Origin of the sequence: Afifella sp. YEN Y35, assembly GCF_047553465.1 — a bacterium.
Classification (GTDB): domain Bacteria; phylum Pseudomonadota; class Alphaproteobacteria; order Rhizobiales; family Afifellaceae; genus Afifella; species Afifella aestuarii.
In genome coordinates this window covers 2,268,530-2,290,958 of the sequence record NZ_CP180203.1, presented here as the reverse complement: position 1 = coordinate 2,290,958, position 22,429 = coordinate 2,268,530, and the positions used below count along the sequence as shown (strand labels likewise).

General features: G+C 61.4%; 18 protein-coding genes. 9 read left to right on the top strand and 9 right to left on the bottom strand.

Going from position 1 to position 22,429, the window contains the following annotated elements; genetic code table 11:
* Positions 1-2: 2 nt before the first annotated feature.
* Positions 3-329, bottom strand: a complete 327-nt coding sequence (locus ACK8CP_RS10945; RefSeq protein ID WP_414834245.1) for a heavy metal-binding domain-containing protein — start codon at positions 327-329, stop codon at positions 3-5.
* A 237-nt stretch (positions 330-566) separates the two neighbouring features.
* Here ACK8CP_RS10945 and ACK8CP_RS10940 point away from each other — a divergent pair, with 237 nt between their 5' ends.
* From ACK8CP_RS10940 to ACK8CP_RS10930, 3 genes are all read left to right on the top strand, one after another.
* Positions 567-1,277 (top strand): hypothetical protein, encoded by a 711-nt coding sequence (locus ACK8CP_RS10940; RefSeq protein ID WP_234630460.1) that lies wholly within the window; start codon positions 567-569, stop codon positions 1,275-1,277.
* 133 nt (positions 1,278-1,410) lie between these two features.
* Positions 1,411-2,100 carry a hypothetical protein gene (locus ACK8CP_RS10935; protein ID WP_414831790.1) on the top strand — a complete coding sequence of 230 codons (690 nt, stop codon included), beginning with the start codon at positions 1,411-1,413 and terminating at the stop codon, positions 2,098-2,100.
* 88 nt (positions 2,101-2,188) lie between these two features.
* Positions 2,189-2,488, top strand: a complete 300-nt coding sequence (locus ACK8CP_RS10930) for a hypothetical protein (protein WP_414831789.1) — start codon at positions 2,189-2,191, stop codon at positions 2,486-2,488.
* 68 nt (positions 2,489-2,556) lie between these two features.
* On the opposite strand, the gene ACK8CP_RS10925 is transcribed toward ACK8CP_RS10930, so the two are convergent.
* From ACK8CP_RS10925 to ACK8CP_RS10890, 8 genes are all read right to left on the bottom strand, one after another.
* Entirely contained in the window at positions 2,557-3,834 is a 1,278-nt protein-coding gene (locus tag ACK8CP_RS10925; protein ID WP_414831788.1) for an AGE family epimerase/isomerase, read from the bottom strand.
* Entirely contained in the window at positions 3,827-4,654 is an 828-nt protein-coding gene (locus ACK8CP_RS10920) for a glucose 1-dehydrogenase (protein ID WP_414831787.1), read from the bottom strand. The genes ACK8CP_RS10925 and ACK8CP_RS10920 overlap by 8 nt, the downstream gene beginning before the upstream one ends.
* A 214-nt stretch (positions 4,655-4,868) precedes the next feature.
* Positions 4,869-7,034 (bottom strand): methylmalonyl-CoA mutase, encoded by a 2,166-nt coding sequence (scpA, locus tag ACK8CP_RS10915; RefSeq protein WP_414831786.1) that lies wholly within the window; start codon positions 7,032-7,034, stop codon positions 4,869-4,871.
* Positions 7,031-8,515 carry a methylmalonyl-CoA mutase family protein gene (locus ACK8CP_RS10910; RefSeq protein ID WP_414831785.1) on the bottom strand — a complete coding sequence of 495 codons (1,485 nt, stop codon included), beginning with the start codon at positions 8,513-8,515 and terminating at the stop codon, positions 7,031-7,033. Before ACK8CP_RS10910 ends, scpA begins: the two co-directional genes overlap by 4 nt.
* Positions 8,516-8,782: 267 nt before the next feature.
* Complete coding sequence (locus ACK8CP_RS10905; protein WP_307152890.1) at positions 8,783-9,193, bottom strand: DUF4332 domain-containing protein; 411 nt, start codon at positions 9,191-9,193, stop codon at positions 8,783-8,785.
* Between the two features lie 151 nt (positions 9,194-9,344).
* Positions 9,345-9,725 carry a DUF2267 domain-containing protein gene (locus ACK8CP_RS10900; protein WP_414831784.1) on the bottom strand — a complete coding sequence of 127 codons (381 nt, stop codon included), beginning with the start codon at positions 9,723-9,725 and terminating at the stop codon, positions 9,345-9,347.
* 171 nt (positions 9,726-9,896) lie between these two features.
* Positions 9,897-11,669 carry a hypothetical protein gene (locus ACK8CP_RS10895; RefSeq protein WP_414831783.1) on the bottom strand — a complete coding sequence of 591 codons (1,773 nt, stop codon included), beginning with the start codon at positions 11,667-11,669 and terminating at the stop codon, positions 9,897-9,899.
* A gap of 712 nt (positions 11,670-12,381) precedes the next feature.
* Positions 12,382-13,941 (bottom strand): DUF1963 domain-containing protein, encoded by a 1,560-nt coding sequence (locus ACK8CP_RS10890; protein WP_414831782.1) that lies wholly within the window; start codon positions 13,939-13,941, stop codon positions 12,382-12,384.
* Between the two features lie 236 nt (positions 13,942-14,177).
* Between ACK8CP_RS10890 and ACK8CP_RS10885 the strand changes: the two genes are divergently transcribed.
* The 6 genes from ACK8CP_RS10885 (at position 14,178) to ACK8CP_RS10860 (ending at position 22,286) form a co-directional block, all read left to right on the top strand.
* Positions 14,178-14,963: a MauE/DoxX family redox-associated membrane protein gene (locus tag ACK8CP_RS10885; RefSeq protein WP_414834244.1), complete on the top strand. Its 786-nt coding sequence runs from the start codon at positions 14,178-14,180 to the stop codon at positions 14,961-14,963.
* A gap of 157 nt (positions 14,964-15,120) precedes the next feature.
* Positions 15,121-16,515, top strand: coding sequence for a dipeptidase (locus ACK8CP_RS10880; protein ID WP_414831781.1), 1,395 nt, complete (start codon positions 15,121-15,123; stop codon positions 16,513-16,515).
* Positions 16,516-16,527: 12 nt separating this feature from the next.
* Positions 16,528-17,109: a TIGR00730 family Rossman fold protein gene (locus tag ACK8CP_RS10875; RefSeq protein WP_414831780.1), complete on the top strand. Its 582-nt coding sequence runs from the start codon at positions 16,528-16,530 to the stop codon at positions 17,107-17,109.
* A gap of 16 nt (positions 17,110-17,125) precedes the next feature.
* The gene (locus ACK8CP_RS10870; RefSeq protein ID WP_414831779.1) at positions 17,126-17,362 is read left to right on the top strand and encodes a DUF1413 domain-containing protein; all 237 of its coding nucleotides are present in this window, start codon (positions 17,126-17,128) and stop codon (positions 17,360-17,362) included.
* Positions 17,359-17,919, top strand: coding sequence for a DUF1284 domain-containing protein (locus ACK8CP_RS10865; protein ID WP_414831778.1), 561 nt, complete (start codon positions 17,359-17,361; stop codon positions 17,917-17,919). The genes ACK8CP_RS10870 and ACK8CP_RS10865 overlap by 4 nt, the downstream gene beginning before the upstream one ends.
* Positions 17,920-18,185: 266 nt before the next feature.
* Positions 18,186-22,286 (top strand): helix-turn-helix transcriptional regulator, encoded by a 4,101-nt coding sequence (locus ACK8CP_RS10860; protein WP_414831777.1) that lies wholly within the window; start codon positions 18,186-18,188, stop codon positions 22,284-22,286.
* The last annotated feature ends 143 nt before the right edge of the window (positions 22,287-22,429 follow it).

The window sequence follows — 22,429 nt, the reverse complement described above, 5'->3', positions numbered from 1 at the left end:
CGTTACTCCACCAAAACCGCGGTGCCGGAGGCTGAGACCATCATCATGCCGCCGCGATCGCCGATTGAAATTGTTTCATAGTCGATGTCGACGCCGATGATCGCGTTGCTGCCGAGTGCCCGGGCTTCCGCCTGCATTTCGGCAAGCGCTGTTTCGCGCGCTTCGCGCAGAGCGTTCTCGTATGCTCCGGCACGTCCGCCGACAATGTCGCGGATGCCGGCAAAGAAGTCACGAAAGACGTTTGTTCCAAGGATGGCTTCGCCGGTAACGACTCCGAAATATTCACGGATGCGACGGCCCTCGATTGTGGGTGTGGTGGTGACGAGCATTTTGGGCTCCTTCAAGCGACGCCCGCAATCTGCCGTAAGCGCTGCCAGCTGAGAAGCCCGTGTTTCCCGGGTGTGGGCAGGTGACCGGGATTCGTTCCAATTCAGAGTGTCGTCGAAAGACAATGTTCACGCTTGCAAATGCTGTGTCTATGCAATCATAAATTGCAATAGTAGCCTAAGAACGTCGCCTGGGAGATGCGGCGACCACAGGTTCGGACCTGTAAAACGGAGGATAAAATGGCTGAATATTCAATCACTGTTGAAATGGACCAGAATACCGTCAAGGCCCTTAAGGATTCCGGATACTATATGTACGGCTTCAAAGCTGTGCGCGGGCAATCCTCAGGCATGCCGACGGTCTGGTTCTCGAGTCAGAACTTCCTCACCGACACAACGCTGACCTGGGAGGAGAACTACCAGGCCTATATCTCGAACGATCAAATCGAATCGAACGTCGTGATCCACGCCTCGGCTAAAGCCGACATCGATCTCGGCCAGACGATGAATGTCGACAATGTCGGCAATGTCAGCGTGACCGGCGAGGGAACCGCCGGCGCGATCTCGATCATGAACAATTCGACGACGCAGTACACCTGCGGCATGTCTCAGCAGAATCCGAGTGGCGACTATACGACCCTGTGCGCCTTCCCGCTCTATGGCAATGGCCTCGATCTGATCGTGCCGATCGAGACGGTGTTGCTCATGTTCGCCACCAAGCCGGTCAAGACCGCGACGGTGATTGCCCAGGCCTTCGCACAGGGCGCTCTGATCGACCTGACCGGTGTGAGCTCCCGCTCGCTGACCTTCGACATCAACAAGGGCTGGGATGCGTCGAGCGCGACCTGGATGAAGAAGATCGCAGCCAACAGCCCCCTGCAGCCTCTCCTGATCCTCCCCCAGGTCAGCGAGAGCAAGGCCGCCAGACGGCTGGTTGCAGCTGCCGCTTGAGCTTCTGTGGCATTTCGCGACAGCTTGGCGGACTGCGATCGGGAGGGGGCGATTGCGCCCCTTCCTTTTTCTCCTGCGAAGCTGAGATTCTCGCCTGGTTGCCAGGCGCCGGGCTTTCTAAGCGGATAATGGCATGGCCTCGCGTAACGTCACCATCGAACTTGATAACGCGACGCTCTCCCAGCTGAGCAAGCAGGGTGCCCGGCTTTACGTGCTCCGTGCCGTGACCTCGGCCGATAGAACCGGCCAACCCACGGTCTGGTACACGAATTCCGCGCTTCTCGCGTCCAACTACGTCAGCTGGGACGCGACCTATGAAGCCTATATCTCGACCGATCCGCTGACCGCCTACGAGGTGGTTCGTCCCCAATCGAAAACCAAGATCGCGCCCTCGCAGGTGGCGGTCATCTCGGAGCCGGGGACGCTCACCACCCAGACCGGCGATCTTGAGGGGCGGTTCCAGATCGAGAATTCGAGCAAGACGGCCTACACTTGCGGCATCATCGGAGATTCCGCTGTCGGCGGCAATTATTGCGCCTTTCACGTCACGGTCGGTGGCCTCGTTGTCATCACGCCGACCGACAAAGTGTTCTTCATGTTTGCGTCTCAGAAGTTCGATGTCGGGACGATCATCTTGCAATCGTTTGGTGCAGGAATCATTGTCGATGTGCCATCTGGAAATACAAATCTGATTTTCAATATTAATTCAGGATGGAGTGTGGATATGTCTACAAACTTCGAGTTGGTCGCTGCCGGAGAAAAACTTCAAGAAAAGTTAATCATTCCAAGTCAAATGATATTTGCTAGTCAGATGCAGAATTGAAGTATAGATGAAAAAGTTATTGTCACATAGGAGAAATATAATATAATGGATGTTGCAAGTTGACTTGCAGGATGAAGGAGATGCGGAAATGAAAAAATATGTTGTTTCCGGCTTTGCCGCTCTCGCGATGTTGGCCGCGATGGCTGCGCCAGCGGTTTCCAGTGAGACTCAAACCAACGGTTCGACACAGGTGGTGACGGAAGCGTTGAAGAAGCTCGCCCAGGCCGACGATGCGAGTGCCTGCGCCAACATCCCGACGAGCGAACTCGGCCGGTGCACGCTCGACAATCCGCCGGAGGTCCTCAACAACCTCAATTGCCCGGCCTGTTGTGCGCACCGCAATGCGCTGACGTGGATCTCTGCCATCCACAACGTGGCCTGCCAATGAGATAGGCGGCTGAGCACGGCTGCTTCGCTGCTTGAAAAATGGAGGCGGCGGCACCTGCGTCGCCGCTTCTACTCTCGCTCAAATCTGTCCCCTTGCTGCGCGAGCGCGACAGCGATGCTCGGCGTTGCGGGCAGGAGGGGCGTCAGCGTTGCCTGATACGCGTGATAGAGATCCGGCTTGCCTTCGTAGATGCGCTCGCTGTCGCGCCCTTCGGCATCGACTTCGTTGAGCCATCCACCGCGTTCGCGGTCAATCATGGTAAGGTCGATATAATCCCAAAGACGTCGGTACCATTCGCCATAGATTTTTCGCCCCGTCCGCTTGAAGAGCGTGGCCGCGGCAGTGATCGCTTCCGCGTGCACCCAATGAGCGCGTTCGGGGACGCTGGGCCCGCCGTTCCAATCGAGCGTGTAGACGAGGCCTGGCCGTTCATCGGCCGCCCATCCGAGATGCATCGCGGTCTCAAACAGAGCAATGGCATCCTCCAGGAGCCAGCTGGGCGGTGTCTCTCCATGGGATAAAATTGCTGCTTCCAGCTTGAGAAGCAGATGCGACCATTCCAGAGAATGTCCCGGCGTCGTGCCATAGGGGCGGAGATCGTCCTCCGGTTTGTCGCGATTGTAATCGCGCAAGATCTGCCAGTTTCGGTCGAAATGCTCTGGAATGCAGTAATCATTGGCGCGTGCATGGTCGTGGATTAGGCGTTCGGCGATGCGAAGCCCGCGCTCGCGCCATTTCGGTGCATCGAGGGCGTCCGCAAGCGCGAGGCACATTTCCAGGGAGTGCATGTTGCTGTTGGCGCCGCGATAGTCCTCTTCGTTGCTCCAGTCTGAGGCGAAGCTCTCTCGCATCGCGCCTGCCGGTTCATCCCAGAAATGCGTCTCGATCACGTCGATCGCCTCTTCGAGCAGCTCCTTTGCAGCCGGTCGCTTTGCGACGAACGCTGTTGAGGCTGCGAGCGCCACAAAGGCATGCGCGTAGGCCTGCTTGCGTCTCGGGGCGCCGGCATCCGGGGCCCGCAGCCACCAGCCGCCGTTTTCGCCGTCAAGTAACGGCCCCGATGCGAGCGAAGCCAGGCCGTGATCGACGAGCGGAATGCATCCGGGAAGGCCTTGCAACATGCCGAGCCCATAAGAATGCACCATGCGCGCGGTCACGATGGTTTCGGCGACCGGCTTATCCGGAAGGCGTCCATCGAGATCGAGCGCAGCAAAGCCGTGGGCGACAAGCGACGGCTTGGAAAAGTCGAGAAGTTTGCGACCTTGCGTTCCGAGCCAAGCCTGGTGCTGGCGTTGGACGAGCCAGTTGTCCGGCTCCGGTCCGAAAAGTGCAAGAGGATCAAGCATTGACGATCATGCCGCCGTTCACGTGGATCGTCTGACCGGTAATGTAGGAGCCGTCTTCGCTTGCCAGATAAACGAAGGCGGGGCCGACTTCAGAAGGCTGGCCGATCCGGCCCATCGGCGTATCCTTACCCATCTCGGGCATGCTCTGCGGATCCACGCGACCCCAGCTGGCGGGCTGAATGGGCGTCCAGATTGGGCCTGGCGCAACCTGGTTGACCCGCACGCCTCGTTTGGCGACTTGCTTGGCCAGAGCCCGGGTAAAACCGGATATGGCCCCCTTGGTGCTCGAATAGGCGAGGAGATCTTGGTCTCCCAGGAAGCCATTGACTGAGGCGCAGCTGATGATCGAGCTGCCCTTGCTGAGATGCGGCATTGCGGCCCGGCTCAGATAAAAGATCGAATGAATGTTGACGTCGAAATGCCAGTTCCAGTCGGCATCGGAGATCTCGGTCACATCCTTGGCCACTTTCTGAATGCCGGCGTTTGGTACCAGAATGTCGAGGCCGCCGAAGGCGGCAACAGTCTTTTCGACCGCCTCCTGACAGAAACCCGGATCCCGCAGATCGCCTTCAATCGCTATGGTGCGCGTCCCCTCTGCCTCGATCCGGCGGATCGCCTCTCGCCCGTCCTCGGCTTCTTCCGGGAGGTAGACGATGGCGACATCCGCTCCTTCGCGAGCAAAATGCAGTGCTACGGCGCGGCCGATACCGCTGTCGCCGCCGGTAATGAGCGCGCGCTTCCCGGTAAGGCGTCCGGCTCCTTTGTAGCTGTCTCGGATATGTTCGGCCGGCGGCGTGAGTTCGCTCTCGCGGCCCGGCATGCGGTCTTGGCTTTGCGGTGGGATCTCGGTCAAGGGATCGCCCTCCGTTGTTTATGGGATCAATAACGCAACGGAGAAATGCCGAGCCCGTTGCATGATCGCTGTCACGCTGGGCGATATCTGCTGGTCGGCGCACGTGGGCGCCCGACTTGGTTTTTAAGAGGCTTGCGGGGCGGCGGGAAGCCGCCCGCAGTACCTCTTCAGATCCGACTCTTTACTCGGCCGCTTCCTGACTGTGATAGCCGCGCCGATGATTGAGCTCGTCCAAAAGCTTCGCTGCCGATTCCGCAATCACGGTTCCGGGAGGGAAAATCGCCGAAGCTCCGGCCTTCTTCAGCGCCTCGAAATCCTGCGGAGGGATCACGCCACCGACGACGATCATGATGTCTTCAGCCCCCTCGCGATCAAGCGCCTGCCGCAGCGCCGGTACGAGCGAGAGATGGCCCGCAGCAAGAGACGAGACGCCGACGACATGCACGTCGTTTTCGACTGCCTGGCGCGCCACTTCGTCCGGCGTGGAGAAGAGGGGGCCGACATCGACATCGAAGCCGAGATCCGCGAAGGCCGACGCGATCACCTTCTGGCCCCGGTCATGCCCGTCCTGACCCATCTTGGCGACGAGGACGCGCGGTCTCCTTCCGTCGGCGCGCTCGAACTCGGCCGTCATTTTTAAGACTTTTTCGACCGCTTGATTCATCGAGCCGACCTCGCGTTTGTAGACGCCCGACAAGGTCTTTACCTCGGCCATGTGGCGGCCGAAGACCTTCTCCATGGCGTCGGAGATTTCGCCGACCGTGGCGCGTGCTCTCGCGGCCTCGATGCTGAGGGCGAGGAGATTGCCTTCGCCACTTTCGGCCGCTTTCGTCAAATTGGCGAGGGATTTCTGCAGTTTCGCCGGATCGCGCTCCGCCTTGAGGCGGGTGAGTTTGTCGATCTGCTCGCGACGCACGGCCTCGATGTCTACCTTGAGGACGTCGATCTCCGGTTCTTCGTCGCTTGGGTAGAGATTGACGCCGATGACGGCCTGCTTGCCGGAATCGATGCGCGCCTGCGTCTTCGCAGCGGCCTCTTCGATGCGAAGTTTCGGTAGCCCCGCCTCAATGGCCTTGGTCATGCCGCCGCGGGCTTCGACCTCTTCGATATGGGAAAGGGCGCGCCGCGCGAGATCGTCGGTCAGTTTCTCGATCGCGAACGAGCCGCCCCACGGGTCGATCGTATCGGTGGTGCCGGATTCAAGCGCCAGGATGAGCTGCGTGTTGCGGGCGATGCGGGCGGAGAAATCCGTTGGCAGCGCAAGGGCTTCGTCGAGTGAATTCGTATGAAGACTTTGCGTGCCGCCTTGCGTCGCTGCCATCGCCTCGATCGCCGTGCGCGCGACATTGTTGAAGATGTCCTGCGCGGTCAGCGACCAGCCGGAGGTCTGGCAGTGGGTGCGCAGCGACAAAGAGCGCGCATCGGAGGGAGAAAAATTCTCCTTGATCAGCTTCGCCCAGAGGAGGCGGGCGGCCCTAAGCTTCGCCACCTCCATGTAAAAATTCATCCCGATGCCGAAGAAGAAGGAGAGCCGCGGTGCGAATTTGTCGACGTCGAGCCCGGCTTTGACGCCGGCGCGCACATACTCGATGCCATCGGCGAGCGTGTAGGCGAGCTCAAGATCCGCCGTCGCCCCGGCTTCCTGGATATGGTATCCGGAAATCGAAATGGAGTTGAAGCGCGGCATATTCTCCGCAGTATAGGAGAAAATATCAGAAATGATGCGCAGAGATGGGGGCGGCGGATAAATATAGGTGTTGCGGACCATGAACTCTTTCAGAATGTCATTCTGGATGGTTCCTGAAAGATCCTTTTGCGCAACACCCTGTTCTTCCGCCGCGACGATGTATAATGCCATCACCGGCAGGACGGCGCCGTTCATCGTCATCGACACGCTCATCTTGTCGAGCGGGATGCCGTCGAAGAGTTCCTGCATGTCGAGAATGGAATCGATGGCCACGCCCGCCATGCCGACATCGCCGGAAACGCGTGGATGATCAGAGTCATAGCCGCGATGGGTGGCGAGGTCGAAGGCGACCGAAAGGCCCTTCTGACCGGCGGCGAGATTGCGGCGGTAGAAGGCGTTCGATTCCTTCGCCGTGGAGAAGCCGGCATATTGGCGGATGGTCCACGGTTTCTGCACGTACATGGTGGGGTAGGGGCCGCGGAGATAGGGCGCGATACCCGGGTAAGTCTCTAGAAAATCGACGTTTTCGACGTCGGCCGCGCCCGGGCGGGGGGTGAGCGTGATCTCTTCCGGCGCGGTCCAGGAGCCCTGTTCGTGAGTTTTCGGCGCGGTTTCGGGCTTTTGCCAGGCGATCTGGCGAAAATCGGGAAGCGGGCTCATGCCGACACCTTTTCGTTGGCCGTCAGGGCCGTGATTTCGGCCGCAGACAGCGGCGTGAGAAGACCGGATTGTTGTGGAATTTGAGAGGCTTCCACGGCAATCTCCGGCTCCTTCGGATTGGGGTAGAGCGTCGCCCCGACAAAGGGCGAGGCGCCGTCCGCGATCTTTTCAAGCAGCGCCTTGCGCGCCTCCGCGATGCGCCCGGTAAAAGCCTGATCGATAAGGGTTTTCAGGATTCCGCCCTCGGATTCGATCGCCTGAAATTCTGCCCAGCTTTTCTCACAAAGGGCGTCCGTGAGGGCTTCGACGGCGCCGGATCCGGCGGCGGGATCATCAAGATGATGTATGCCGGATTCCGCCATCAACAAATGCTGGATGTTGCGGGCATAACGGCGCGCGGCGCGGTCGGGCAGCCCGTGGGCGGAAGAAAACCCAAGCACGCCAAGGGTTTGCGCCCCGCCGGCAGCCGCCGAGAAGGCCGCGATCGTGGTGCGGATGAGGTTGTTGTGGGCGTCCGCCGCCATCATCATGCGCGACGCCGTCTCGCCGTGAAGGCGCGGGGAAAAGTCCGACACACCGCAGACTTCGCCGAGCCGGCGGGTGAGAAGCGACACAGCGCGGAATTTGCCGATGGTGGCGAACTGGTCGTGCCCGGCGGCGAGCGTGACGCCGATTTTCGGCAGGACTTCGCCGGGCGAAAGCCCTTCGCCCGCAAGACCGCGAACAAGGCCCGCGATCGTCGCCACGACGGCGGCAAGCTCCTGCGCCTCGCTCGCGCCGGCGGAATGATAGATGCGTCCGTCGGCCTCAAAGACCGGACCGGCAAAACCCGCTGTCTCGAGTTCTCTCAAAAGAACAGCAAGTGCGGAAAAATCGACCGACGAGATATCCCCGCCGAAACGGGCGATGCGGCCGATCGGATCGATGCCGAAGGCGATGGAGCAATCGGCCGGGGAGAGGTTTTTCTTGGCGACCAGCGCGGCGACGCGGCGGGCGGTTTGAACCGCGTCCGCCCCCGGTTCGAGACGAAGATGAATGGCCGGGAGCTCGACGCCCTCGAGCGCAGTCGCGATCGCCTCCTCGCTCTCCGGCAGACCGAAGCCGGCGGCGGACGGCGCGCCCGCGAAAATGAGCGCGAGCCCGTCGGCACCGCCCGACAGATCGGCGAGCGCCTGGCGCGAGGCGGCGGTCGGTTCGGGATGGTCGATGCGCTGCACGATCCGCCAGGGACCGCTGCGTGCGGCGATCGGCGCGGCATCGGCGGCGCGGGGATAAAGCGGCTCGATCGTGATGCCGTCGCGCGTCTCTGAGCGAAGCGAGGCAAACTCCGCGCCCTTCAGCGCCTTGTCGGCGAGTGTGCGCCAGTCTTCGGCGGCGGGCTGCGGAAAGATGTTGAGCGGCGGGCGCGGGGCGCCGGTTCCGCCAGTCCCCGGTGAAGAGGAGCCGGGCGAAGAGGCCTCAGATGATTGGCTCGATGACATGACAAATCCTCCCGGCCTTTTTGGTTCGGCCGTTTTACTCTTGGGCGAAGCGAGGGGGCAAGACAGGCGGGGATTTCGCCCGCACATCGACGCCGCTTTCGCCACACCGCTTTTGGCTGGCGTCTTACCGGCTCGAAGGCCTGGCGCCCATTCGCCAATAGTCGTTGCCGCTCAAGAGCCTCGGGGGTGAGGGGGGAGGGAAGGGCGCAGATGGCGCGGAGATGTGCCGGAGTGTGTGCGTGCCGGGCGCGAGAGCCCGGTAAACCCTCAATAGGTCATCATCACGGGGAGGCTTTTGGCTTCCTCGACCCAGCCGGCGACGCGCTTTTCGCTCGGCAGGAGCTGCACCATCGGCCGCGCCGCGTTCGCCTCCTGCATGCGCTTGACGAGATTGGCGACGTTGCGCCGCTTCAATTCCTTGACGGTGTCGACGCCCGCGGCTTCGAGAAGCTCCGAATATTCCTCCGCCACGCCGCGAATGCGCATGAGATCGGCCATATTGGCGAGGCGCAGGATGAATTTTTCCGAGATGCCGGTTTCCTGGGCGAGCATCCGCCGCCCCTTCGGCGTCGACGCGCGCTCCAGGAGTTTCGCGGTCGTGCGAACGCGCACGCGCTTTAACGCGGCGCATTCCTCAGGCGACAGGCATTCCATGGCCGAGATGGAATAGGACGGCACGCTTGTCCTCCAAGAGCCCCCCTCCGCCATCATTTAGCCGCATCTTCACCCGCAACGCCAGCGCCGAGATCACGTGGGTGTGAGTGGCGACCGGTCGCGCCCCGGATGACGCGGGCCAGACGGCTACGATGCGGGCTTGTGCGGATCGGTTTTAGAGAAACTGGGAAAGCCCCGGAGTGCCGCGCACCAGTTTGTCGGTCGTTTCCGTGCCGACCTTTTCGCGGGCAAAGCCGAAGATTTCCTCGCCCAGCGTCTGGATCTGGCCGATGTCGAGGCCGAGCGACTGAAGCTCGCCCAGAATTTCCATGATGCCGCCGCCCATCAGCCCGCCGAGACCGCCGAGCGTCACCGCATCCTGATCGGGCGTCGGCCCGACATAGTCTTCCGCCCCGTCGATCGCTGCGACGAGTTTCGCCATCTCCGCCTCGGGGCCTTCCCGGTTGAGGAAGGAGAACACGGCGCGGATGGCAGATTGCGCCGTCTCCGCGTCGACACCAAGGGCGCGCATGACGCGCTGAACGAGCTCTTCCATGAGGATTTTCCCGGGACGTTTCGGCGAGGGGTTATGGCCGCGGGGAGGAGGGGAGGCAAGGGGGAGGTGGTGCGTGAGGAAAACAGCTAGCGGCTTCTAGTAGAAGCTCGTGGCGAGCAGAACGTCAGCAATAGGCGGGGTCTGATTGTGTAGAAATAGGCAGGATCGACCTCAGCCTGTGGGATCTCGCTGGCCGCAGACTATCTCTGCCGCCCTATGAAGCGTGCACGCTGCCACCTCTAGAAGCTGTGCGCCCTGCAGGGGCGCTGGAAGCGTCCGATTAATGCCCGCTAGAGCGAACGCTTCATTAATCTTGTCCGATGGCAAATGGGCATCGCCTACGCGCAGCTCGTAAATACCAAAAAGCGGAGACATCAATCCGTGCACATCGGCGTTCTTATCTCTGCTGGCCAAGAACTTCTCAAGTGATTTCAGCGAACCCCACTTCTCCCCTTTCGGAGGCGGTACAACAGCATGCAGTGCTCTCTTCTGCATGCTGTCAGCGGTAACGCGTGCAACATCTTTCGCCAGAGCAAGGAGGCCTGCGTCGTCAGTCGCACGAAACCGATGGAGGGATCGCAAAATTTCCGCCGTGGAATTATGCGTTTGCAATAGGGGCTCTCCGTGGTGCGCGGAGAACGCTTCATTCAACTCGTCTAGCGCTATGTTAAACAGCTTCTCCGGGGGGAGAGTGTCTGCCGGCCCAGGTCCCATCTGGGCGGCCAGCAGCTCCACAGAGACACCTCCTTCAGGTGTCACGTTGCAGCCGGCCCATATCTGTTGCTGCCAATCCGGCAGGCGGGCCACGTCATAGGCGTACGCGTTAATAAGGCCCAAGCCGTTCACGCCGAAGTGGACGCGATAACAGCCGTTCAGTCCAATGCTGCCCGTGTCGCGCGTGTGCCAATCTAGACTATATCCTCTATAACGAAGTAGAGTAGTTATGATGCTACCGCGAAACCAGAGGTACTTGCCAACGTCCTCTCTACGGAGCGTGGCTCGCGATTCCTTTGCCCCTCCAGCGTCGGTGAAAAAATAAGCCGTTGGGGGGACATCGTCTCCTCGGATGCGCACGCTGTGCGTAGCTGGCTGAATCCATTCGTCTCGCCACACCTCTCCTTGGACCATGAAGACAGTCCGTTCGCTCTGACGTGTGAACAAATGGGACTCGTGGCTCGTGTTGTTCTCGCTCTCGGGGCCGAACCTCGGGACATCAACTTCATGATCCACGTCTGTCCGCCAGATACGAAACAGCGCGACACGTGAACCCAAGCGCTCTCCTCCCTCGCCAGCCGGCCAGCATTGTCCCTCAAACCGCTCCTCAGCCGTATCTTCATTCAGTCGGCCATTGGTCCAAGAAATGAAGCTTGCGTCAGTTACAGTCGCGATGCGTTGACGATACCAGGTAATTCGCAACGCCATCTGGCGGGCGGCGAGATAGTCTTGAAGAAACTCAGCGCGAACGTCGATTTTAATCGGGTGCCCGTCAATATCCCGCTTTAATTTGACGACTTCTAAAAATCCGTCGTTAGGGCTAACCCAAGTGTCCTTCTCGCGAAGTAAGTCGAGGGAAATGATAAAATCCTGATGTAGATGCCATTCAGGAGGTGTTTCGTCTGAGAAATGTTGAGGAATAACTAAACTAATGCCTAGGTCTTGCTCTTCGTCGTATTGATAAACGTCCGCGGGTTTGTAACTGTTGCGATAGGCGTGAGATCTGTGTTCGTAAATGAGGCCGATGTCGTTCCAACTCAAACGTTCAGCCTCGTCACGTTGTGAGAGCGGAACGGCAACTGATCCCAATCCAAAAAATTCTTTGGAAAAACCAGGATAACCGTGGCGACCTTGCTTTGAGATGTTCCACGCGGATCGAACTGGAATCCAAACCATCTCCGACACCGGGCGGCGTCGGATATCCCTCATTTCAAACCAAGCTTGATCCATCACGACCTCCGCCCAGGCGAAAATCAGTGTAAAGGCTTCGATGTCAATACCTCATCGGAAGGGAAGAGCAGTTACGAATAGTGACAGAGTAAGTTTTGGGCCATCCTCGGGCAGGGGCGAGGGAAGCTGTGTTATTGGCCGGTATCGTGCGCCAAATTCCTTTCCTTACTTTCCTAGTCTGGCTGTTTACCGGTTATGGCCGGCGGCTGAGCGCCGACGAGTTTGAGATCAGGGGGAGTTCCCCTCCCCCTTGCGGGGAGGGGTGAGGGGAGGGGTGCCGGCGGCGTTCGTTTGGTTGGCTCGGCCGTGCCCTGAGCTGGCTCGGAGTTGCCCCTCACCCGGCTGCCTTTGGCAGCCACCCTCTCCCCGCAAGGGGGCGAGGGTCGGCCGTGCCGCGGGCTGATGGTGTGCTTGCTATCAAGTTCCTTTCCCCGCCGGGCCTGGGACCCCCTTCCGACCTTTAATCTCGCGGAGAAGAGGGAAGGCCGTGCCGCTGGCTGATGGCGCGCTCGACAATCGGCGCCACCCCTCACCCGCCGCTTCGCGGCGACCTCTCCAGCCTGTGTTCCTTTGGGGGGAGAGGAACAGGCCGTGCCGCGGGTGAGGCCGTGCGGTGCCGCCGTTTCCCTTCAGCTCGGGGATTGTGCCGTGTTCTCCGGTCATCTCCGGCGGGCGAGGGCTCATCACGCAGGTCTTCGGCTGCGACTGGGCGTCATCCAGAGACGACGAAGGCGTGGATGCGGGAGAAATCGCCGTTGCGGGTGTCCTGGCGATTGGCCATGTAGATGAAATCTCCATGGTCGAAGAAATCGAAACCGGCCTCTCCCCCGGATGCGATCTTCAAGAGAAGGAACCAGTCCTGAGCGGTCGTGAGGTCGTGCCAGCCCGCACGGCGGGCGTGTTTCGCCGCCGCGTCCTGCAATGTTGGAAGGTCGCGCACGCCCGTCACGCCGAACATCTGGTGTTGGGGGCCGTCGCCGACTTCGAAGGCTTCGCGGATGGCGGCATAGAAGTCGTACGGGTCTTCGAGCCCGACTTCCACATAGGCCTCGGGCAAAGAGCCGGGCAGGCCGAAGGGAACGCTCAGAGCGCGATCGAACCGCAGGAGCTGCCGCGAGCGACTGATCTCATACTCCGACGCCAGCACGACGACGGGCTCGCCATCGCGCAAAAACGCCAGGCGCCCGGTGGCGTCGGTGGCCGCGACGAGATCTTCCTCGCCCTTTGAGGTGGCGACCATACGATCGGTCGCCTCATCCCATTCCACCATGTTCATGGCCCGGCTGGCGGTCTCCTCCGCATCCGAAGGCAGGTCGTGCGCGACCAGCGCCGTGTCGCCTTGGGTGTAGAGGACAGTCCCGTCCGACATATCCGTGCCGCTGAAGAAGGATAGAAGCCCGGCGGCTGGGAGGTCATCCGGCAGATCGGCGGGCAGATCGTGCGGCAGGTCGGCGAGATTGATCTGGGCAAGAAAGTTGAGATGGAAACCGCTGCGGTCGCGCGGCCATGCGCTCGCCTCGGCGAGGTCGGGCCCGCCGCCGACGCGGCTCTGCCCCAGGCTTTCGCCGTCGCTTTCGCCCGCTTCCGTCAGGACGAGCGTCGGCAAGGCGATCCGACGAAGGGCCTCGCGTCGATCGCCGAGGCCTGCGGATTGAACGGCTTCGTCGAAGCGCGTTTCGACATCTCGGACAGGCGGCGCGGGCTTTTCGCCGGGACCCGCCGGGCGGGCTGTCTGCCGCTGCACAGCGGCCCTGCTTCTTTCCATCGCCCGGGTGAGGAGATCGTCCATTTCCGCTCTGGCTTCGGCGCGGGCCGCATGCGCGCTCTCGCCTTCAACCTTCAGTCGCATCGACTGGAGAACCCGGAGGAATTCGCTCTCCACCGCTGAAAGATCCTGCCCGTCGCACATGGCCGTCGCGTGGTACCACGCGGCGCCGTCCGACGAGACGAGAAGAACGCGGAGGCGATGCCAGGGGCGGCTTTCCCCGGTCTCGGGATCTTCCAGGCGGTCATCGACCCGGCTCCACTCGCCGGACAGATCGGCGAAGGCGACGGGCCGGCGCTCGGTTACGGGCCGGGCGCCGGAGAGCGTTCTCGTCAGCCAGTCTTCGGGCGAAATCCCCTCGGATGGATCGCTCGTCCAAACGCTCATCTGCGCGGAGAACATCGTTCTCGGCTGTCTGAGGAAAAAGATCGATCCCGCCAGAGCCGTGACGGCTTCGAAGAATTGCCCCTTATCGACGGACAATTCTCCGGTTCCGATTCTGTCCATGCGTTGAGGCCCCCCGACCGACGGCAGCTTGGAGAGAGCTTATGCTAGAAGCCGCCCCCGCACTTTCAAGCGGCAGCCGCCTCTTCATCCGGCGTTTCTCCGTCCGCGCGTGAACTCCAATGCGCTCAAGGCGTTGACCCCGCGAGGGACTTAAAAACGTGGGAAACGGCATGTCGGAGACAGCGGAAAGAGTGGCCCCGGAGAGAGGGGCGGAGGGCCGGGCGCCTGAGAGTGGAATGCCGGCGAACGCCAACGGGCAGGCGCGTGCGGGCGGGGCGAAGGAGGCTGCCGTTTATCGCATGGTGATGGAGGAGCATGTCTGCCCCTATGGCATCAAGGCGAAGGATCTGCTCGAACGCGAGGGGTTTGCGGTCGCCGATCACTGGCTCGAAACCCGCGCGGAGACGGACGCCTTTCAGCGCGAGCACGATGTGGAGACGACGCCGCAGATCTTCATCGCGGGCCGCCGCATCGGCGGTTATGACGAATTGCGCGAGCATTTCGGCCAGCATGTGACGAAGGAAGGCGAGACGAGTTACCGGCCGGTGATCGCCATCTTTTCGGTCGCCTTTTTGATGGCGCTTGCCGTCAGCTTTGCCGCCTTCGGCACCATCTTTACCGTGCGCGCGCTCGAATGGTTCATCGCCATTTCGATGTGCCTGTTGGCGGTGCAGAAGCTGCAGGACGTGGAGAGCTTTTCGACCATGTTCCTGAACTACGACCTGCTCGCGCCGAAATATGTGCGCTACGCCTACTTTTATCCTTTCGGCGAGGCGGCGGCCGGGATCTTGATGGTCGCCGGGGCGCTGACCTTCATTTCCGCGCCGATCGCGCTCTTCATCGGCGGGGTGGGGGCGGCCTCCGTCTTCAAGGCCGTCTATATCGACAAGCGGGAACTGAAATGCGCCTGCGTGGGCGGCGGCAGCAATGTGCCGCTCGGCTTCGTGTCGCTGACGGAGAACCTGATGATGCTCGCGATGGGGATCTGGATGCCCTACCGGATGCTGGTTCTGGGCTGGTGATCGGCGCACGGCTTTTCTGCGGGGCCGCCATGCGCCTGTGATTTGCCGAGCGGGGGCGCGATCGGCTAGGGACGGGGGAACCCTGGCGCGCCCGGGCGGGAGAGGCATCGTTCGTGCGATGCCGCGATCGCAACGCCCGTCCGGCCGGCGCGAAAACATGAAGGCTCACATGCTTCAAAACACCCTTGCCCGCATCGATTCCGCCGTTTCCGGCGAGGCGCTGGAGCGGCTCTTTCAGTTGATCCGCATCCCGTCGATTTCCGCCGATCCGGCCTATGCCGCCGCCTGCCGCAACGCCGCTTCCTGGTGCGCGACGCAGCTGAACGAGATTGGTTTTGAGGCGTCGGTCCGCGACACGATCGGCCATCCGATGGTGGTCGGCCATTACAAGGGCGCGGGCGCGGACAAGCCGCATATCCTCTTCTACGGCCATTACGACGTGCAGCCGGCGGACCCGCTGGAATTGTGGGAGACGCCGCCGTTCGAGCCGCAGGTGGCGGGCGAAGGCGATGAGGCGAAAATTCTCGGCCGCGGCTCCTCCGACGACAAGGGCCAGTTCATGACCTTCATCGAGGCGGCGCGCGCCTTGATGGAAGAAGAGGGCCGGCTGCCGGTCAATGTGACGGTGCTTCTGGAAGGCGAGGAGGAATCGGCGAGCCCGTCGCTGCTGCCGTTCCTCAAGGAGAATGTCGAGGAGCTGAAGGCCGACGTCGCCTTCGTCTGCGACACCTCGCAATGGGACGCCGATACGCCGGCGATCGCGACGCGCCTGCGCGGGCTTCTCTATGAGGAGGTGTTCATCGAGGGGCCGTCCTATGACCTCCATTCCGGGCATTACGGCTCGGCGGCGAGGAACCCGATCCATGTCTTGACGAAGGTGCTCGCCGACCTGCGTGATGACGAGGGGCGCATCCAGATCCCGGGCTTTTATGATGGCGTCGCCGAGCTGACGGCGGAGGAAAAGGCCGAATGGGAGAGCCTCGGCTTCGACCCGCAGGCGTTTCTCGCCGAGATCGGGCTGAAGGAGCCGGGGGGCGAAAAGGCCTATTCGGTTCTGGAGCAGATCTGGGCGCGGCCGACGGCGGAGGTGAACGGCATCATCGGCGGCTATACCGGCGACGGCAGCAAGACGGTGATCCCGGCGAAGGCCTCGGCGAAAGTCTCCTTCCGGCTCGTCGGCGAGCAGGAGCCGGACAAGATCCGCGAGGCGTTCCGCGCCTTCGTGGCGGCGCGCGTGCCGGGCGATTGCAAGGTGACGTTCAAGAGCCATGGCGGCGAGGGCGCCATCACCCAGCCATCCGACAGCGAATGGGTGTCGCGGTCGCTGACGGCGCTCACCGAGGAATGGGGCACGGAGGCGAAGCTCATCGGCATGGGCGGCTCGATCCCGATCGTGGCGCAGTTCAAGCGCGTGCTCGGCATGGACACGGTGCTCGTCGGCTTCGCGCTCGACGACGACCGCATCCACTCGCCGAACGAGAAATACAATCTGAAGAGTTTTCGCCACGGCATCCGCTCCTGGGCGCGGATCCTTTCGGCGCTCGGGGCGTAAGCGGGGCATATTATGCAGGCGATCTGCGTCTTCTGCGGCTCCAATGCCGGAGCGCGCGCCGATTATGCGCGCGTGGCCTGCGGCCTCGGTGCGGCGATTGCCGAGGCGGGGCTGCGCCTCGTCTATGGCGGCGCGCGCGTCGGGCTGATGGGGGCCGTCGCCAACGCCGCGCTGACGGCGGGCGGCGAGGTGATCGGCGTCATCCCGCATGCGCTCGTGCAAAAGGAGGTGGCGCATAAGGGGCTCACAAAACTCCACGAAGTCGGCTCCATGCATGAGCGCAAAGCGCTGATGGGCGACCTCTCCGACGGGTTCGTGGCGCTGCCGGGCGGGGCGGGCACGCTCGAAGAGCTCTTCGAAGTGTGGACCTGGGGCCAGCTCGGCTATCACAAGAAGCCGGTCGGGCTGTTGAACGTGGCGGGGTTTTACGACGGCCTCGCCGCCTTCCTCGACCACCAGGCGGCGGAACACTTCATGCGCCCCGAACACCGGGCGATGCTGATGGTGGAGGCGGATCCCGGCACGCTTCTCCACCGCTTCAAGACCTATCAGCCGCCGCAGGTGGAGAAATGGATCGCCGGCCGCGAGAGGTGAGCGTGGCATGAGGGGCATGGGTTTTGACGATAAGGAACGCGCGCGGCTTGAACGGGCGCTTCAGGCCCGCGCGCCCGGCGCATTTCACTTCCCCGAGATTTATGGGGAGGGCTGGGACGGGCTTTACATCGGCGACCGGGTGAAGCTCGGCCGCACGTTCTTGAACGCCGTGCGCGCCGGTGATTTTCCGGGCGTCGAGGATACGGGCCGCAAGACGGACGGCGGCCGGGTCTATCGCTGGACCGGCCGATGACCCAGCCCGTGGAAAGGGCAGGCCGCGCCAAAGAGACCGCTGAGGGCGAAGGCCCGGCGGGGGAGGGTGCGGGCGCCCGCGCGGGGGGCGACGATGCGGGCGCCGGTGATGCGGCCGCCGGCGACGCGACCGTGGTGGAGCTGCGCGCCCACCATCTCCTGTGCATGCTGACCTTTGCGGGCAAAGGCTATTCGCCGGGCTTCGTCGCCCGCTTCGAGGAGGTGGCTGCGGCGATCAATGCGGGGGCTACCGTCAAAATCGTCGACGGCCCCGACCCGCTCTGCGCCTGCGTCATCGCGGCGGAAAAAGAGCCGCATTGCTTCAAGGCGTCCGTCACTGAGCGCGACCGCAAGGCCGCCCGCGATGTCGGCGAGAAACTCGGGCTAACGATTGAGGCGGGCACGGTGATCCCGCTCTCCCGCGCGCGGGTCGACGAGATGCGCACCTGGTTCCAACACGGCACCACCCGCCCCGCCTGCGTCGGCTGCGAATGGGACACGCTGTGCACGCGGCTGGCGGATGGGGGATTTGAGGGGTGCCGGGTGAGGGGGGTGTAGGCCGGCTCGCTGTGCCGGTGGGAAATGACCGAAAGTGGGCCGGAAGCCGAATGGCAGCTCCCGAGCAGCAGTGATGAAAAGCCGCCGTTCAGGTTTCAACCTCGATCGGACAATGACTGAGCGCCATTGCTCCGCACAGAAGGCAAGTGCATTCGATCCGGGAGCTCCATCGGGTCGTAGCCTCTATCGCCGCATTCTTGTTGTGTAAGGCGTAGGGTTACACTATACAAAGCGGGGAGAATATCCTCCATCCAAGGAGCCTCAAGTTGGCCAACGCCCCAGAACACCCCGGCCCATGGCTCCGCGAGACCTATCTCGTCCCGCGCAAGATCAACGTCACAGAGGCGGCCAAGCTCATCGGCATCAGCAGGCCGGGGGTATCCAACTTCCTGAATGGAAAGGTATCGGCCACTGACCGTATGGCCTCGCGAATCGAGGCCGCGTTCTCCATACCGAAGGCTACCCTTCTGAAAATGCAGGCCGAACACGACGCTGCAGCTGCCGCATCGGAGGGGGCTTCGGCCAGCACAAAGCGCTATGTCCCGCCCTTCCTTGCGATCAAGGCAAATGAGATCGCGGCGTGGGCGGACCACAACACAGCGGCCCGGAGTCGCCTCTCCGTGCTGCTGCGCACACTTGTTCATTCGACAGGCGCCGGACTTGAGCAGGTGGACTTCCCTGGCAATGATGACGCTGAACGTCCGGGTTGGGACGGGTTTACCAGGGCCACGGCCGGCACGCCGTGGGTCCCAGCGGGTGTATCTGGTTGGGAATTTGGTGTCACCCAGGACGTTAAGAAAAAGGCGGACGGCGACTTTGCCAAGAGCGTCAAGGCTCACAAACCTGCTGAGCGGAAGAACATCACCTTCATCTTCGCGACCCCGCGCCGCTGGCCCGGGAAAGATGAATGGATCAAGGAGATGCGCTCCAAGAAACTCTGGAAGGATGTCAGAGCCTATGATGCCAGCGACTTCGAGCAATGGCTCGAGCAGTCACCATCGGCGCAGGCGTGGTTTGCGGGTGAAACGCTGAGGCCTTCGCAAGGAGCGAAATCGCTCGACAAGGCTTGGGACGAATGGGCAGGGGTCGCCAACCCATCACTTGCCCCCGAACTTTTAGCAACGGCGAAGGAATCGGCTGTGCCGAAACTGAAAGCCTTCCTAGCCAAGCCAGCCGGCGCTCCGTTCGTAATTTCAGCGGATTCGGTTGAAGAGGCGCTAGCGCTGCTAGCGCACGCATTCGGGAGCGCCGAGCTGCTTGCGGACCGAGACCGCGTGTTGGTTTTCGATCAGACAGGAACGCTCCCCAAGCTCGCGCAGGGCACCCAGGACTTTATCGCCGTCGTGCATACGCGTGACGTCGAGAATGAGCTCGGGCCCCTCGTCCACAGACTACGCTCCATCGTGATTTATCCCAGGAATGCGACCAACGAAGATCCCGACATAACGCTGGAGCCGGTTGGGTACGAAGTCTTCCGAAAGGGCCTCGAAGCGATGGGGATGGAGCGCGACGACATCAAGCGGCTGGAAAATGAATCTGGCCACTCGCTCACCGTGCTCCGCCGCCGGCTTGCAAAGGTTGAAGGTGTAAGGACGCCGGGCTGGGCGTCCGATCCCCACTTGGCTGCCTCCCTCGTCCCGCTGGTTCTGGCCGGCGCATGGAATTCGTCAAACGTGTCGGACAAGGAAGCGGTGAGTCTGCTCACTGGAGGAACTCTCTCCTATGACGATATTGAACATCGCCTGCAGGACTTGCTCCGCGTCAATGACTCTCCGGTTTGGTCAGTAGGCACATATCGCGGCGTCATCTCGAAGATCGACGCTCTATTCGCGATCGCCTACGCCATCACCCTTGCCGATCTGGAGCACTTCCTCGGCTTGGCGAGAATCGTGCTCAGTGAGGATGATCCTTCGCTTGATATCCCTGAGAAAGATCGCTGGTGGGCCAGTGCCCAAGGCAAACGCCGCGAATTTTCGGGCGCACTACGAAGTGGCTTTGGTGAAACTCTGGTGCTGCTGGCGGTTCATGGCAAGCATCTCTTTGGAAGCCGCTTTGGCTTTGACGGGGCATTGCAGGCTGATCGCCTAGTGCGTGACGTGCTACTGCCGCTGACGACACGGAAACTCGAAGCAAACGACCGCGACCTTCCCGTCTATGCGGAGGCCGCGCCGGACGCCTTCCTAAAGATTCTCGAAGATGATCTTCGTGAAGACAACCCCGAGGTGTTCGGGCTGCTCCGCCCGGTGGACGATGGTCTTCTAGGGGTTGCAATCGTGCGCACGGGACTGCTTTGGGCACTTGAGGGGCTTGCCTGGAATAAGGAGACATTTCTTCGTACCGTTCTGGTTTTGGGAAAGCTTTCGGAGGTCGAGCTCAAGGACAATTGGTCCAACAAACCAATCAACTCACTCGGCGGAATTTTCCGATCATGGATGCCGCAAACTGCGGCGACGCATGACGATCGGGTCCGCGCCGTAGCGAAGCTGATGGAAAAATACCCGCGTGCCGGTTGGAGCGTTGTGATTGACCAGTTCGGCACCTACGGCAACGATATCGGCCACTACTCCCACAAGCCTAAGTGGCGCTCCGATGGCTACGGCGCAGGCGAGCCCTTCAAAATGACGGGACCTGCCTACGAATTTCAAAGGGTCATGGTAGAGATGGCGCTGTCGCAGCCAGCATATACTGCGGCGATGATCTGCGACCTGATCGAGCGTCTCCACATTCTCGGTGCCCACTACCAGAAGCAGGTGTGGCACATCGTCAAAGCTTGGCATGCCATCAAGCCGAGTGATGACGAGATCGCTGTAGTACGCGAGAAAATTCGCGTAACCGTTCTCTCGCGCCGGGGGCGGAAACGCGGCTCCACAGCTGACTTTGCTGCGCTCTCGCGAACGGCGCGAAAGGTCTATGATTCCCTCGAGCCCGCCGACGTTGTCAGCAAGCATGAGTGGCTATTCCGCCAAGATTGGGTCGAAGAATCCGCAGATGAGCGTGAGGAAGCTGATTTCGACTTTCGCGCACGCGAAGAAAGGATCGAGAAGCTGCGGATCGACGCGCTCCGGGCGATCTACGAAAGCCGCGGGCTAGACGGCATCTTCGCGCTTGCCGAAAAAGGCAGCGCCCAGGGCCAGATTGGCGCTTACTTCGTCAAAAGCGTGCTGAGTAGAGAGGGCATTGCTAACTTCATCATCGAGGCGCTGTGTCCGGGCGCGAGCCAGCTTTCCAATGAGCGCCAGAACTTGGTGTTCGGATCGCTGAGAGGCGTACCGCTCGAAGACCGCGAGGAATTGATGAGGGCTGTTCTGGCAGACCTCGAAGAACCAGACCGGGTGCGACTCTTGCTACTGGCGCTCTACGAGCCCGCGACGTGGATCCACGTTGATGCCTTATCTCCGAAAGGCCAAGCTGACTATTGGCAGGCCGTGCATCCAACATGGATTTGGGATTCTGAGGATGCCAACAACGAGTCCGTAGAACGGCTCTTGCGCGCCAAACGCCCGCGCGCCGCTTTCGCCGCCATTCACTTCAAGCTCGCGGCAGTGAGGCCCGCGCTGCTAGTCGAAATCCTTCGGGGAATCGCTCAGAGTGGAAACGACAAACCCGGCGAGTACCAGCTGAGCAGCCATCGCCTCAAAGAGGCGTTCGCCCTGCTAGATGGCAATCCCGATGTAACGCTCGATGAGAAAGCCGGATTGGAATTCGCGTATATTGACGTGCTGACGGAGGAGTTCGACGGTAGGGAAAGCAACATCATCAATCTGGAACGCTATATCGAAACCCATCCTGAGATGTGGGTTCGGGCTCTAGCCTGGGCAACCCGGCGAAAGAGTGGCGGCGAAGACCCGCCGGAATACTTGATGCCCGAAGGTCGGCACGATCTGTCCCAGAAAGGCTATAGCTTGCTGGACCGGATGAAGAGAATCCCCGGACACGACGCAAATGACGATCTAAGCACGGCAGAGCTCTCGGCTTGGGTCGCAAAAGTTCGAGAAACTAGCGCCACGATTGATCGCCTTGACATCTGCGACATCTTTATAGGGCACCTTTTCGCACATGCGCCAACAGGGGATGACGGTGTTTGGCCTTGCGAGCCTGTGCGAGACGTCATGGAGGAGCTTCAGTCCGAGAAGATTTTCGAAGGCGCACACACCGGTCTCTACAATCTGCGCGGCACCCACTTCCGCGGGGAAGGCGGGGCGCAGGAGCGCAAGCTTGCTGACAAGTATCGAGGCTGGGCCGATGCACTGCAATTCACGCATCCCATGCTCTCCTCCTCTTTACTCAGAGGTATGATCAAGACTTATGAGTCGGAAGCGAACCAACACGACACTGAGGCCGGGGTTCGACGTCGCTTGCATTACTAGCAAGTTCGCGGGACGAACAACTTCGTCGCTTGCTGCTAGTGGCGCAAAGTTTGCGCTAGGTGCGGCCTTGCATATGTCAGCTTATGGACGATTGCCGCACCAAGTGAAGGCTCGCAATGGGCGCATAGCGGCGATCGTCACTG